The 14225-nt window shown below is 66.2% G+C and carries 9 protein-coding genes and 2 rRNA genes; 3 read left to right on the forward strand and 8 right to left on the reverse strand.

Annotated elements, in window-relative coordinates:
* Positions 1 to 67 precede the first annotated feature (67 nt).
* The 3 genes from CVS47_RS14875 to CVS47_RS14890 all read right to left on the reverse strand — a co-directional run bounded on the left by CVS47_RS14875 (position 68) and on the right by CVS47_RS14890 (position 6144).
* Positions 68 to 3177, reverse strand: a 23S ribosomal RNA gene (locus tag CVS47_RS14875).
* A 439-nt stretch (positions 3178 to 3616) separates the two neighbouring features.
* Positions 3617 to 5139, reverse strand: a 16S ribosomal RNA gene (locus CVS47_RS14885).
* The 16S and 23S rRNA genes sit together here, the layout of an rRNA operon.
* A 444-nt stretch (positions 5140 to 5583) precedes the next feature.
* On the reverse strand, positions 5584 to 6144 hold the full coding sequence (locus CVS47_RS14890; protein ID WP_127096781.1) for an acyl-CoA thioesterase: 561 nt from the start codon (positions 6142 to 6144) through the stop codon (positions 5584 to 5586).
* 86 nt (positions 6145 to 6230) lie between these two features.
* Between CVS47_RS14890 and CVS47_RS14895 the strand changes: the two genes are divergently transcribed.
* Positions 6231 to 6737 (forward strand): GNAT family N-acetyltransferase, encoded by a 507-nt coding sequence (locus CVS47_RS14895; protein ID WP_127096782.1) that lies wholly within the window; start codon positions 6231 to 6233, stop codon positions 6735 to 6737.
* Position 6738: 1 nt separating this feature from the next.
* Entirely contained in the window at positions 6739 to 7545 is an 807-nt protein-coding gene (cofE, locus tag CVS47_RS14900) for a coenzyme F420-0:L-glutamate ligase (RefSeq protein ID WP_241240183.1), read from the forward strand.
* Positions 7546 to 7561: 16 nt separating this feature from the next.
* Here cofE and CVS47_RS14905 read toward each other — a convergent pair whose 3' ends face one another.
* Together CVS47_RS14905 and CVS47_RS14910 are read right to left on the reverse strand one after the other, a co-directional pair.
* Positions 7562 to 8653, reverse strand: coding sequence for a Gfo/Idh/MocA family protein (locus CVS47_RS14905; RefSeq protein WP_127096784.1), 1092 nt, complete (start codon positions 8651 to 8653; stop codon positions 7562 to 7564).
* Positions 8632 to 9342, reverse strand: a complete 711-nt coding sequence (locus CVS47_RS14910; RefSeq protein ID WP_127096785.1) for a ThuA domain-containing protein — start codon at positions 9340 to 9342, stop codon at positions 8632 to 8634. The genes CVS47_RS14905 and CVS47_RS14910 overlap by 22 nt, the downstream gene beginning before the upstream one ends.
* 96 nt (positions 9343 to 9438) lie before the next feature.
* Between CVS47_RS14910 and CVS47_RS14915 the strand changes: the two genes are divergently transcribed.
* On the forward strand, positions 9439 to 10503 hold the full coding sequence (locus CVS47_RS14915) for a LacI family DNA-binding transcriptional regulator (protein ID WP_127096786.1): 1065 nt from the start codon (positions 9439 to 9441) through the stop codon (positions 10501 to 10503).
* On the opposite strand, the gene CVS47_RS14920 is transcribed toward CVS47_RS14915, so the two are convergent.
* Genes CVS47_RS14920 through CVS47_RS14930 form a run of 3 tightly spaced genes read right to left on the reverse strand, consistent with a single transcriptional unit; the run spans position 10490 to position 14117 of the window.
* Positions 10490 to 12343, reverse strand: a complete 1854-nt coding sequence (locus CVS47_RS14920) for a cytochrome b/b6 domain-containing protein (protein ID WP_206502666.1) — start codon at positions 12341 to 12343, stop codon at positions 10490 to 10492. The genes CVS47_RS14915 and CVS47_RS14920 overlap by 14 nt on opposite strands.
* Positions 12344 to 12349: 6 nt before the next feature.
* Positions 12350 to 13333: an electron transfer flavoprotein subunit alpha/FixB family protein gene (locus CVS47_RS14925; protein ID WP_127096787.1), complete on the reverse strand. Its 984-nt coding sequence runs from the start codon at positions 13331 to 13333 to the stop codon at positions 12350 to 12352.
* A gap of 7 nt (positions 13334 to 13340) precedes the next feature.
* Positions 13341 to 14117, reverse strand: coding sequence for an electron transfer flavoprotein subunit beta/FixA family protein (locus CVS47_RS14930; RefSeq protein WP_127096788.1), 777 nt, complete (start codon positions 14115 to 14117; stop codon positions 13341 to 13343).
* Positions 14118 to 14225: the final 108 nt, after the last annotated feature.

Below are 14225 nucleotides of genomic sequence, written 5' to 3' on the forward strand. Positions count from 1 at the left end.
AATGTTGGTGCGGTTCTCGACCGTACATCGAGAACCACTCAGTGGACGCAAGCACCATGAACGGTGTGTTATCAAGTCATCGGCTTATTAGTACCGGTCAGCTTCACGTGTTGCCACGCTTCCACATCCGGCCTATCAACCCAGTAGTCTGGCTGGGAGCCTCTCACCATAAATGGTATGGAAGTCTCATCTTGAGGCCGGCTTCCCGCTTAGATGCTTTCAGCGGTTATCCATCCCGAACGTAGCTAATCAGCGGTGCTCCTGGCGGAACAACTGACACACCAGAGGTTCGTCCAACCCGGTCCTCTCGTACTAGGGTCAGATCCTCTCAAACTTCCTGCGCGCGCAGCGGATAGGGACCGAACTGTCTCACGACGTTCTAAACCCAGCTCGCGTACCGCTTTAATGGGCGAACAGCCCAACCCTTGGGACCTACTCCAGCCCCAGGATGCGACGAGCCGACATCGAGGTGCCAAACCATGCCGTCGATATGGACTCTTGGGCAAGATCAGCCTGTTATCCCCGAGGTACCTTTTATCCGTTGAGCGACAGCGCTTCCACAAGCCACTGCCGGATCACTAGTCCCGACTTTCGTCCCTGCTCGACCTGTCAGTCTCACAGTCAAGCTCCCTTGTGCACTTACACTCGCCACCTGATTACCAACCAGGTTGAGGGAACCTTTGGGCGCCTCCGTTACTTTTTGGGAGGCAACCGCCCCAGTTAAACTACCCACCATGCACTGTCCCTGAACCGGATCACGGTTCGAAGTTAGATATCCAGAGTGACCAGAGTGGTATTTCAACAATGACTCCACATGAACTGGCGTCCACGCTTCAAAGTCTCCCACCTATCCTACACAAGCCACACCGAACACCAATACAAAGCTATAGTAAAGGTCACGGGGTCTTTCCGTCCTGCTGCGCGTAACGAGCATCTTTACTCGTAATGCAATTTCGCCGAGTTCGCGGTTGAGACAGTTGGGAAGTCGTTACGCCATTCGTGCAGGTCGGAACTTACCCGACAAGGAATTTCGCTACCTTAGGATGGTTATAGTTACCACCGCCGTTTACTGGGGCTTAAATTCTCAGCTTCGCCTTGCGGCTAACCGGTCCTCTTAACCTTCCAGCACCGGGCAGGCGTCAGTCCGTATACATCGTCTTGCGACTTGGCACGGACCTGTGTTTTTAGTAAACAGTCGCTACCCACTAGTCTCTGCGGCCACCACACCCTTTTCCAGGCAAGCTGGTATAAGTGGATGGCCCCCCTTCTCCCGAAGTTACGGGGGCATTTTGCCGAGTTCCTTAACCACGATTCTCTCGATCTCCTTAGTATTCTCTACCTGACCACCTGAGTCGGTTTGGGGTACGGGCGGCTTGAACCTCGCGTCGATGCTTTTCTTGGCAGCATAGGATCACCCACTTTTTATCCGCATCGTGTCTCAGCCTCAATGAGTGACGGATTTGCCTATCACTCGGCCTACGCACTTGCCCCGGGACAACCATCGCCCGGGATGGGCTACCTTCCTGCGTCACACCTGTTAATACGCTAACCGCACCAGCATGGGGTCGTGCGCTAGGCCCAACGCTCTCACCCCGAAGGGATCGATACACTGGGATTCAGGCACTTAGCACCACTGGATTAGCTTGGGCGGTTCTTCGCCGGTACGGGAATATCAACCCGTTGTCCATCGACTACGCCTGTCGGCCTCGCCTTAGGTCCCGACTTACCCAGGGAAGATTAGCTTGACCCTGGAACCCTTGGTCTTTCGGAGGACGTGTTTCTCACACGTCATTCGCTACTCATGCCTGCATTCTCACTCGTGTAGCCTCCACGGCTGGTTCACACCGCCGCTTCGCTGGCCACACGACGCTCTCCTACCCATCAACACGGCTGGACCACGAAGGCCTACCAAAAATGTCAATGCCACAACTTCGGTGACGTGCTTGAGCCCCGTTACATTGTCGGCGCGGAATCACTTGACCAGTGAGCTATTACGCACTCTTTCAAGGGTGGCTGCTTCTAAGCCAACCTCCTGGTTGTCTAAGCAACTCCACATCCTTTCCCACTTAGCACGCGCTTAGGGACCTTAGTTGGTGGTCTGGGTTGTTTCCCTCTCGACTATGAAGCTTATCCCCCACAGTCTCACTGCTGCGCTCTCACTTACCGGCATTCGGAGTTTGGCTGACGTCAGTAACCTTTTAGGGCCCATCGGCCATCCAGTAGCTCTACCTCCGGCAAGAAACACGCAACGCTGCACCTAAATGCATTTCGGAGAGAACCAGCTATCACGAAGTTTGATTGGCCTTTCACCCCTATCCACAGCTCATCCCCTCAGTTTTCAACCTAAGTGGGTTCGGTCCTCCACGACGTCTTACCGTCGCTTCAACCTGGCCATGGATAGATCACTTCGCTTCGGGTCTAGGACATGCGACTGAATCGCCCTATTCAGACTCGCTTTCGCTACGGCTACCCCACACGGGTTAACCTCGCCACATATCGCTAACTCGCAGGCTCATTCTTCAAAAGGCACGCTGTCACCCCTACTAGGGAGGCTCCAACGGTTTGTAAGCAAACGGTTTCAGGTACTATTTCACTCCCCTCCCGGGGTACTTTTCACCTTTCCCTCACGGTACTTGTCCGCTATCGGTCATCTGGGAGTATTTAGGCTTATCAGGTGGTCCTGACAGATTCACACGGGATTTCTCGGGCCCCGTGCTACTTGGGATACTCTTCACGCCAAGACAAGGCATTTCGACTACGGGGTTCACACCCTCTATGACCAGGCTTTCAATCCTGTTCGTCTATACCTTCTTGTCACGCCGGCTGCTCGGCAGAGCAGCCCAAAAAGTCCCACAACCCCGAATACGCAACTCCTGCCGGATATCACACGTACTCGGTTTAGCCTGTTCCGGTTTCGCTCGCCACTACTAACGGAATCGCGGTTGCTTTCTCTTCCTGTGGGTACTGAGATGTTTCACTTCCCCACGTTCCCTCTACCCGCCCTATATATTCAGGCGGGAGTCACTAGGTCGGCACGCCGCCCAGCGGGGTTTCCCCATTCGGACACCCTCGGATCACAGTGTGCTTATCCACTCCCCGAGGCTTATCGCAGATTGCTACGTCCTTCTTCGGCTCCAGATGCCAAGGCATTCACCGTTTGCTCTTAAAGACTTGAAATCACATGAGTTCATCAAAGAATCGGACCAGACCCGAAGGCCTGACTCGAAATTGACTAATGATCTTTAAGATCATCAAAACAAGACAACCCCGAAAGGTCATCTTGAAGATGCTCGCGTCCACTGTGTAGTTCTCAAAGTACGGGCGGTACCCCACCCCCACCACCGACCCGGTGACAGAAGGCAAGGCCCAGAGGAAAGAAGCAACCACCCCACAGGGCGATCACGACCGGTCCCTCAGGACCCAACAGCGTGCATGTGCCACCCCGACCACCCCGAACCTTTCCCACCGCAAGCGGCGTACTCAGCCCGGAACAACCCGAACAGCACCTCGTCATATGTTCCACCCATGAGCTACCAGCGAGAACATTCGTCTCGATCTGGCGCCTGGACAACCACACGACCCCCGAAGAGGACGCCGGCTGCCAGAAGCTCCTTAGAAAGGAGGTGATCCAGCCGCACCTTCCGGTACGGCTACCTTGTTACGACTTAGTCCTAATTACCGATCCCACCTTCGACGGCTCCCTCCACAAGGGTTGGGCCACCGGCTTCAGGTGTTACCGACTTTCATGACTTGACGGGCGGTGTGTACAAGACCCGGGAACGTATTCACCGCAGCGTTGCTGATCTGCGATTACTAGCGACTCCGACTTCATGAGGTCGAGTTGCAGACCTCAATCCGAACTGGGACCGGCTTTTTGGGATTCGCTCCACCTCACGGTATTGCAGCCCTTTGTACCGGCCATTGTAGCATGCGTGAAGCCCAAGACATAAGGGGCATGATGATTTGACGTCATCCCCACCTTCCTCCGAGTTGACCCCGGCAGTATCCCATGAGTTCCCACCATTACGTGCTGGCAACATAGAACGAGGGTTGCGCTCGTTGCGGGACTTAACCCAACATCTCACGACACGAGCTGACGACAACCATGCACCACCTGTTTACGAGTGTCCAAAGAGTTGACCATTTCTGGCCCGTTCTCGTATATGTCAAGCCTTGGTAAGGTTCTTCGCGTTGCATCGAATTAATCCGCATGCTCCGCCGCTTGTGCGGGTCCCCGTCAATTCCTTTGAGTTTTAGCCTTGCGGCCGTACTCCCCAGGCGGGGAACTTAATGCGTTAGCTGCGTCACGGAGACCGTGGAATGGCCCCCACAACTAGTTCCCAACGTTTACGGGGTGGACTACCAGGGTATCTAAGCCTGTTTGCTCCCCACCCTTTCGCTCCTCAGCGTCAGTTACGGCCCAGAGATCTGCCTTCGCCATCGGTGTTCCTCCTGATATCTGCGCATTCCACCGCTACACCAGGAATTCCAATCTCCCCTACCGCACTCTAGTCTGCCCGTACCCACTGCAGGCTGGAGGTTGAGCCTCCAGTTTTCACAGCAGACGCGACAAACCGCCTACGAGCTCTTTACGCCCAATAATTCCGGATAACGCTTGCGCCCTACGTATTACCGCGGCTGCTGGCACGTAGTTAGCCGGCGCTTTTTCTGCAAGTACCGTCACTTTCGCTTCTTCCTTGCTAAAAGAGGTTTACAACCCGAAGGCCGTCATCCCTCACGCGGCGTTGCTGCATCAGGCTTCCGCCCATTGTGCAATATTCCCCACTGCTGCCTCCCGTAGGAGTCTGGGCCGTGTCTCAGTCCCAGTGTGGCCGGTCACCCTCTCAGGCCGGCTACCCGTCGACGCCTTGGTGAGCCATTACCTCACCAACAAGCTGATAGGCCGCGAGCCCATCCCGAACCAAAAAATCTTTCCAACCACCAACCATGCGGCTGTGGTTCATATCCGGTATTAGACGCCGTTTCCAGCGCTTATCCCAGAGTCCGGGGCAGGTTGCTCACGTGTTACTCACCCGTTCGCCACTGATCCACCAAGCAAGCTTGGCTTCACCGTTCGACTTGCATGTGTTAAGCACGCCGCCAGCGTTCATCCTGAGCCAGGATCAAACTCTCCATAAAAAAATGATGCACGATCCCCCACCGGAAAAAGGTGAAAAGAAACCGCACGAGTTCAACCTGACCAAAAGAATGCCATCACTGACAATTCAATTAATCTCAAAGAAATCTCACCAACCAACCCAAAGGCTGATTGCGAGGTTCATTGGCATATGACAAGTGCACGCTGTTGAGTTCTCAAGGAACGGACGCACCCACGATCCACCGCAAAGCTTCACGTGGGGCAGTTTCCTATCCCCGATCGCATCCGACTCGGACACGACCCGACACAGTTCAGCCGAAGCCGTTCTGCATGTGGGGGTTTCGTTCTCCGCTTGAGGGGGTGAGGCTCTCGGCCTCCCGCATCCCTGTGGGGCGAACTCGATATAACTTACGCAGGTCGGCGGGAGTCGGCAAATCGGGCGTGCATCCCGGGCGTGTCGCGGCGCAGAACCCGCGGAAACACGGTCATTCCCAGGTGCTGGGGGCCGCGCTCCGCGTGGACGGCAGAGCGGAGCCCACCGCCCACGCCGTGACCCACGGGGCCAGCGGAGGAAGGGTGTCGGGACGGTGCAGCGCGGCGAACAGCTCCTCGTGCGGGACGATCCCTCCCGACGTGCGCAAGAAGCGCGCCCGCACCACCATCTCCGCGTAGACCTCCCCCTTCACCACGGCCCGGTGCATCAGGTACACCGACTTGTCGTCGTGCGACATGAGGCGGGACTCCACGGTGAACCGCTGCCACAGCTGCAGCGACTTCCGGAAGGTCACCGACTCACTGGCCACGACGGCGTACCAGCCCTGCGCGCGCAGCACGTCCCACACCCCCGTGCGGATGAGCAGGTCGAATCGTCCGAGGTCGAACAGCGAGGCATACCGGCCGTTGTTCATGTGCCCGAGGAGGTCGATGTCGGTGGGGAGCGTGCGCAGCCGGATGCGCCCGACCGCCGTCGGATCGGCCGGCCCGCGGCGACGCAGCATCGCCTTGGCATGCCAGATGGTCAGCAGGGTGCGCCAGATCACGTTCACGAGGTGCGATGGTAGCCACGCTCGGGCCGGAGTGGTCCGTTCGGCGCGGATTTCCGCCCACGGCGGGCCCCGCGTAGAGTCTGGCCATGGAGCCCGAACTGCAGACCGACATCGTCGTCCGTCCCGTCCGCGACGTGGATGCCGAGGCACTCGGCCGGGTCCATGCGAGCTGCTGGCACGAGACCTACGACCACCTCATCAGCAAGGCCGCGCTCGAGAAGATCTCGCCGCGCCGCATGGCCGAGCTGTGGACCCACTGGGCCTCTCAGGGGCCCGAGTTCCGGATGAGCGCGGCGCTGGTCGACGGCGAGATCGTCGGCTTCGTCGGCTCGGGTCCGGCACGCGACAAGGACGCCCCCGCGCTCCGCGAGCTGTACTTCATCTACCTGCTCGACGCCTTCCACGGCACGGGCATCGGCCAGCGCCTCTTCGACGCCGCCGTCGACGAGGGCGAGCCCCTGTACCTCTGGGTCGCCGAGGACAACCCCCGCGCCCACCGCTTCTACGCGCGGAATGGGTTCGCCCTGGACGGCGCGTCGCACACGGAGCCCTTCCTCGGCGAGACGCTCACCGAGGTGCGGTTCGTCCGCTGACGTGCTGCAGGTCTGGGCGCTGCCGGGGATCGGCGAGATCTCGCCCGGCGATGATCTCGTCTCGGTGATCGCGGATGCCGCGGCATCCACTCGCCCGGAGGAGCAGCTCCGCGACGGCGACATCCTGATCGTCACGTCGAAGATCGTCTCCAAGGCCGAAGGACGCATCATCCTCGCCGACGATCGCGAGGATGCGATCACGGCGGAGACCGTGCGGCTCGTGGCGTCCCGCACGAGTCCCACCGGGCATGTCACGCGCATCGTGGAGAGCCGGCTGGGGATCGTGGCAGCCGCCGCCGGCGTGGATGCCTCGAACACCCCGGCGGGGACGGTGCTGCTGCTGCCCGAGGATCCGGACGCGTCGGCGCGCGCGCTGGCGGGCGGTCTGCGCCACCGCCTCGGCGTGGCGGTGGGCGTGATCGTCTCCGACACGCTCGGCCGCGCCTGGCGCGAGGGGCAGACGGATTCCGCCATCGGCGCCGCCGGAGTGCACGTGTTCGAGGACCTCCGCGGGGGCACGGACGCCGAGGGGCGGCCTCTCATCGTGACGATGCCGTGCGTGGCGGACGAGCTCGCCTCGGCGGGCGATCTCGTCAAGGGCAAGGCCGCGCGGCTGCCCGTCGCCGTCGTGCGCGGACGTGACGACCTCGTGGGGCCGCTCGACCTCCCGGGTGCCCGGTCGATCGTGCGTCCGGCCGAGCGCGACATGTTCTCGCTCGGCTCGGACGAGGCCTGGGCCGCCGGATTCGCCGCGGGAGCGGCATCCCGCGGTCAGGACGACGCGGACGCCTTCTCGTCGGGTCCCTGATCCGTCGCGCCTGGCGTCAGGCCGATCGCCAGACGCTCTCCGGGGTGAAGGGCACCACCGACGGTCGATCCGGGCGCGTGGTGAGCTCGACCCGGACGCCGTCGCGCGCGGAGGTGCCGAGTGCGGTCATCACCTCGAGCACGTGGAGCGCGATCGCGCCGTCGGTGGGCGCGCCCGAGCCCGTGGCGATCCGGTCGAGGATGCCGATGCCACGGCCAGCGTTCTCGTAGCCCGCACGATCCGCCACGGGCTCGGCGTCGCCGCCGCGCTCCCGGCGCACGTGCACGACGCCCTCGAAGAGGTTCGGGTCGGGGACCACCAGGGTGCCCGACTCCCCGTGCACCTCGATGGGCGCCGCCTGCGTCGTGATCGCGTCGAAGCTGAAGGTGACGGTGGAGACCGCCCCGCCGACGTGCTCGAGGATGCCGGTGACGTGGGTGTCGATCTCGACGGGGATCTCCTCGCCCGCGCGCGGTCCCGAGGCGATGGTGCGGGTCGACCGCGGCCGCGAGGAGGCGCCGGTCACCCGGGCGACCGGGCCGAGGAGGTGGAACAGCGTGGTCAGGTAATACGGACCCATGTCGAGGAGGGGTCCGCCGCCCTCCCGGTAGTAGAAGTCGGGATTCGGATGCCACGCCTCGTGCCCCGACGACACCCAGGTGGCGACGGCGGAGAGCGGGCGGCCGATCGCGCCGGCATCGACCGCGGCACGCGCCGTCTGCACGCCGGTGCCCAGCACGGTGTCGGGCGCGCAGCCGACCCAGGAGTCTCCGGCCCGCGCCATGACGGCCGTCGCATCCTCCCAGGTCGCGGCCAGCGGCTTCTCGCCGAACACGTCGCGGCCCGCGGCGAGCGCCCGGAGGGCGACGTCGGCATGGGCGGAGGGGATCGTCAGGTTCAGGACGGTCTGCACCGCGGAATCCCCCACGAGCTCGTCGACGGAGAGGGCGCGGCATCCGGGATAGCGGTCGGCGACGGCCCGCGCGCGCTCGCTGTCGAGATCGGCGGTCGCCGCGATGCGGACGGCGGGGTGGGAGCCGAGGGTCTCGAGGTACTGCGCCGAGATGACCCCGAGCCCGATGATGCCTATCGCGTGCGGCTCGCCCACAGCAGTCCCCTTTCGACGATGGTGCGCACGCTCGGGTCCTCGAGCACGTCGGGACTGTGTCCGGGGGTGGCCACGAACACCCGTCCGCTGCCCCAGCCGCGGGTCCAGACGGCCGGCGACACGACGGGCCGGTGCCACGGGTGGTACGGCTGCACCGGGTGGGTCGTGGTCGCCAGCACGTCGTTGAGGTCGTCGGTGAGCACCCAGTACTGCTCGGTGCGCAGGGCGATCTGCTCGATGCCGGCCATGATCTCGTGCGTGCGCCCGAGATCGGTCACGTCGATGGTGTGCGGCAGGAAGTTGTCGGCCTCGCCGCCCGCCCGCTCCTCGGGGCTCGCAGCGGGGTGCGTGGCGAACTGTCCGCCCACGAGCTGGAGGTAGTCGGAGCTCCCGCGGTACGAGTCGGCGATGCCGCCGTGCCACCCCGCCAGGCCGGTGCCGCGCTCGACGGCGTCACGGAGTCCGCCGAGGGCCTCGCGCGAGATCTCGGACATGGTCACCGACTGCAGGATGAGATCGGTCTCGTCCATGACGGCGCGGTCGGCGTAGACCTCGTTGGACTCCTCGATGCGCACCTCGAAGCCGGAGCCCTCGAGGAACGGCACGAACAGGTCGGTCGTCTCGACGGGGCGGTGTCCGTCCCATCCGCCCCGGACGACCAGCGCCCGGCGCGTGTCGTGTGCCGTCATCTTCGACTCCATCCCTCTGCTCCGACGGGTGCGTACGGGTTGACACGATGCCACCGATGGCGCGCACTCGCGATGGACATTGCGCAAAATAGCGGGATGACGTCGACACGGATGACCCTGGCCGCCGTGGCGGAGCACGCCGGCGTGAGCGTCGCGACCGCCTCCCGCGGACTGCGCGGGCGCGGCGAGATGTCCGCCGCCACGCGCGCCCGCATCGTACGCAGCGCGGCGGAGCTCGGCTATCGCGCCGGGCAGGAGAGCCGCGGGCGCCCCCGGTCGGGCACCGCGCGGACGTTCGACCTCGTGCTCGGACGCTTCCACGACCCGTACACCGCCGAGATCACCGCCGGCGCGCGGGCCGCAGCCGCCGCGCACGGCTACGACCTGACGCTGACGGCGGATCGCGAGGATCCGGACGACGACTGGATGCCGCGCATCCTGTCGCGAGGGTCGGCCGGCGTCATCGTCGGCCTCCGCATCCCCACGGCCTCGCAGATCGAGGCGCTGCGGCGGGCGGACATCCCGCTCGTGCTCATGGAGCCGCCGTCCGAGTCGCCGCAGGGCCTGCCCAGCGTGCGCACGACCGATCGGGAGGGCGGGGCGGCGGCCGCCGCGCATCTCGTGGAGCGCGGCGCGGAGCGCTTCGTGTCGATCGGCGGGACGCCGTCGTACCGCTTCGGCCGCGCGCGGATCGACGGCTTCCGGGAGGTGCTCGCGCGCGCCGCGCCGGAGGCGTCGCGGGTGCACGTCAGCGCGGACTGGACGGCCTGGGGCGCGCGTCGCGCCTGCTCCCGCGGGCTCGAGGAGGTCGCCGCGCAGGGCGGGTCGGGACTCATCGGCGTCTTCGCGTGCAACGACGAGATGGCCGCGGGCGCCTACCGGGCCGTCGCAGACGCCGGGCTCAGCATCCCCCGGCACGTGCTCGTCGTGGGCTTCGACGACGTGCGCGGCGCGCGGTGGCTGCACCCTCCGCTGACGACCCTGCGTCAGCCCATCGGCGAGATGGCCGCCGCGGCGGTCGGGATCCTGGTTCGCGCCGTCGGCGGCGAGGCCGTCGAGGACGAATCGGTCGTGATGCCGACGGAGCTGGTGGCGCGCGGGTCGACGGCGGCCGCCGGCATCGCGAAGGGCGCCGCGACGGGTGCCGTCAGCGGCCGCTGACCTTGCCCGACAGCCGGGCGATCGGCGCGAGCACCATCGGGCGGGCGGCGATCCACCCGGCGATGAGGAGCGCCATCGATCCGACGAAGATCCAGAAGCCGGTCCAGTTGACGGCGTCCTGGCCGCCGTACATGTGGTTCAGGTTGCGCAGTGCTCCGGTGGCGAACACGAGCGCGACGTGCACGACGATGAACCCGACGAAGTACAGCATCACGGGGAAGTGCACCGCGCGCGCCCACTCGATCGGGTAGGCCTTGTTGAGCCGCTCGGCCTTCTTCGGCCAGAAGCCCGACATGCGCACACCGGTGAGGGCGGCCAGCGGCGCGGCGATGAAGATCGTCACGAAGTAGGCCAGCACCTGGAGGCTGTTGTAGTTCACCCAGCCGTTCTCGGTCGGCCAATCGAGCGAGACGTACTGGAGCGCGGCGGACAGCGCGTTGGGGAACACGTCCCAGCTCGTGGGGACGACCCGCATCCACTGACCGGTGGTGAACAGCAGTGCGATGAAGATCAGGCCGTTGACGAACCACAGCACGTCGAGCGACTGGTGGAACCAGAGCGCGAGGCTGATCTTGCCGCGCCCCTTCTTCGACCAGCGCGGGGTCCAGAAGACGGCCGGCCGCTTCTCGGTGCGCACCTGCCAGCCGGTGCGGATGATCAGAACGATGAAGAACGTGTTGAAGAAGTGCTGCCAGGCGAGCCACGCCGGGAAGCCGACGGGCGCCCCGTCGGGCAGGTGCGTCTCGCCCGGGTAGGTCGTGAGGAAGAACTGCACGCCGGGGAGCGAGACGAACCACCGCGCGGCGAACACCAGCATGGCCGCCGCGAACAGCAGGGCGATGCCTCCGCCGACGGCGGCGCCGGCCCACTGCGCCTTGGTGAAGCCGCGGATGCGCTCGGGCGCCGGCCGCGGAACGGGTGTCGCCTGTGCGGCGCGTCCGGCCCAGACCGTGCGGGTGAACGGCAGCGGCGGCCGAGGCCCCGCGCTGACGACGGCGCCTGCGGCGGCGGCTGCGACCGGGGCGAGGTCGGTGGAGGCGGATGCGGCGACCCGGGCGTCGTCGACGACGGGAGCCGAGCCGGTGGTCGGGGCGGCTGCGGGGGCCGGCGCGGGAGCTTCGGGGGCCGGCGCGGGAGCTGCGGGAGCGGGCGCGGTGGACGGCTCGGGCGGCGCGGCAGCGACCGGTGCCGTGGACGGCTCGGCAGCGACCGACGCCGTGCGCGCAACTCCCGCCTCGGGGGCGGTGCCGTCCGGGGGCCACGGCTCTCCGCCGGCGACGCGGGGAAGGCCGCGGCGCAGCGCGACGCCGCCGGACCCGGCGACCTCCGCCGGCGCCTCGACCGGGGCGGATGCGAGGGCAGCCGAGGGGACGGAGTCCACCGCGGTCGATGGCGCGGTCGCGGGCGCACCCGCGTTCTGCGGGACGGCCGAGGCCGACGCCGCGACCGGGACGGCCGAGGTCGACGCCGCGACCGGGACGTTTGCGGCCGCAGGAGCATTCGACGGGGCGGACTCGACCGCCGGCGGCCACGGCTGTCCCCCGGGCACCCGCGGCAGCCCCCGGCGGATCGCGCGGGCAGGTCTCGGGGCGACGTCGGAAGGCGCAGCATCCGTCATCCCGACCGGTGCCGCCTCGGCGACGGGAGAGGCATCCGCGACGGGGGCGACGGGGGCGACGACGGCGGCGGGCATCACACCCTCAGGCGCGGCAATCCCGTCCACCGCAGCGACCGCGGCCACCGGGTCGGCGGCACGCGGCGCCTCAGCGGCGGGCGGCCAGGGCTCCCCGCCGCGCGTGCGCGGCAGGCCGCGTCGCACCTGGGTGCCGAAGGTCGCCACGCGTGTTCACGCCTTCCGCGACTGGAGGGCCGCGATCAGCTGCGGCACGACGGTGAAGAGATCTCCGACGACGCCGTAGTCGGCGATCTCGAAGATCGGTGCGTCGGCGTCCTTGTTGACCGCGACGATCGTCTTCGCCGTCTGCATGCCGGCCTTGTGCTGGATGGCCCCGGAGATGCCGAGCGCGATGTACAGCTGCGGGCTCACCGAGACGCCGGTCTGGCCGACCTGGTAGGAGGAGGGCACGTAGCCGGCGTCGACCGCCGCACGCGATGCTCCGACGGCGGCGCCCAGCACATCGGCGAGCTCGTCGACGAGCTCGAACTTCTCCTTCGAGCCGAGGCCGCGGCCTCCGGAGACGACGACGCCGGCGCCGCGGAGCTCGGGACGCGTCGACGTCGCCTCCGCCTCGGCGAACGAGTCGATCGACGCGGCAGGAGCACCGGACGCGGTCACCGTGAGCGTCTCGCTCACCAGAGGCTGCGCGGTGGCGCGGTCGTCCACGGCGCCCTGGCGCACGGTCACGACGAGCGTTCCGAAGGTCGCGGCGGACACGACGTTGTAGGCGCCGCCGTACACCGAGTGCTCGGCGACGACACCCTGGTCGTCGCGCGACACGCCCACGGCGTCGGCGGCGAGCGCGCCACGCGTCCGCGCGGCGAAGCGGGCCGCGGCATCCCGGCCCTCGATGGAGTTCGACACGAGCACCGCATCCGGGCGCACGGCGTCGGCGGCGGCGACGAGCGCGTCGACGATCGGCACGGTCAGCGAGCCGGGCGAGGCGTGGTCGGCCAGCAGCACCCGCACGGCGCCGAGGGCGGCGGCCTGCTCTGCGGCGGCCTGCGACGCGGATGCCTCGGTGACGACCAGCGCGATCGGCGTGCCGATCGACGCGGCGGCGCCCACGAGGCCGGCCGCGCTCTTGGCCAGTGCGCCGGAGGGCATGACGTCCAGCAGCACGAGGATGGAGTCGTCGGGGAAATCGCTCATCGGAACCTCACGCCAGCCTCTGCGAGACGAGGAAATCGGCCAGCTTCTGCCCGCCGTCGCCCTCGTCGACGATCTTCACGCCCGCCTCACGGGGAGGCTTCTTCGCGAGCGACACCACGATCGACCGCGCCGCGAGCGGATCCGCGGCATCGACCGAGAGGTCGTCGAGCGACAGGGTCTCGAACGGCTTCTTCTTCGCCGCCATGATGCCCTTGAAGTTCGGGAAGCGGGCGTCGGGGAGCGCCTCGGTGATCGACACGACGGCCGGCAGCGGGGCGGAGACCGCCATCGTGCCCGCGTCGCTCGCGCGGGTGCCGGAGACCGACGACTCGTCGATCTCGACGGCGGTCAGGGCGGTCAGCTGGGGCACGGCGAGGAGCTCGGCGACCATCGCGGGGACGACGCCGCCGGCGCCGTCGGTGGAGAGGTTGCCCGCCACGACGAGGTCGAAGCCGGTGCGGCGGATCGCGGCCGCCAGCGCCTCTGCGGTCAGCACGTAGTCCGCGCCGTGCAGCGCGTCGTCGACGATGTGGACGGCGGACGCGGCGCCCATCGCCAGGGCCTTTCGCACCGTGGTCGTCGCCGAGGCCGGAGCCATCGAGATGGCGACCACCTCCGTGCCGGCGTGCGCATCGGCGTAGCTCAGCGCGACCTCGAGCGAGCGCTCGCCGATCTCGTCGAGGACGGCCTCGCTCGCGCCACGGTCGGCGAGTCCCGTCTCGAGGTCGAGGGTGCGGTCGCCCCACGTGTCCGGCACTTCTTTGACCAGAACGACGATCTTCATCGGTGCGTCTCCTTCGTCCCCTCGATTCTAGGCGGCGTCACCAGACGGGGCGGACGCGCGCGAGTGCCCCGCCGGGCGCGCGGCGGACCCCCGATCGGTACCGTGGGA

The organism is Microbacterium lemovicicum, assembly GCF_003991875.1.
Lineage (GTDB): Bacteria > Actinomycetota > Actinomycetes > Actinomycetales > Microbacteriaceae > Microbacterium > Microbacterium lemovicicum.

Bases quoted from the DNA above. Each gene is read 5' to 3' on its own strand.
- CVS47_RS14895 (WP_127096782.1), top strand. From the start codon at position 6,231: ATGGAGCCCGAACTGCAGACCGACATCGTCGTCCGTCCCGTCCGCGAC.
- CVS47_RS14910 (WP_127096785.1), bottom strand. From the start codon at position 9,342: ATGACGGCACACGACACGCGCCGGGCGCTGGTCGTCCGGGGCGGATGG.
- CVS47_RS14915 (WP_127096786.1), top strand. From the start codon at position 9,439: ATGACGTCGACACGGATGACCCTGGCCGCCGTGGCGGAGCACGCCGGC.
- CVS47_RS14925 (WP_127096787.1), bottom strand. From the start codon at position 13,333: ATGAGCGATTTCCCCGACGACTCCATCCTCGTGCTGCTGGACGTCATG.
- CVS47_RS14930 (WP_127096788.1), bottom strand. From the start codon at position 14,117: ATGAAGATCGTCGTTCTGGTCAAAGAAGTGCCGGACACGTGGGGCGAC.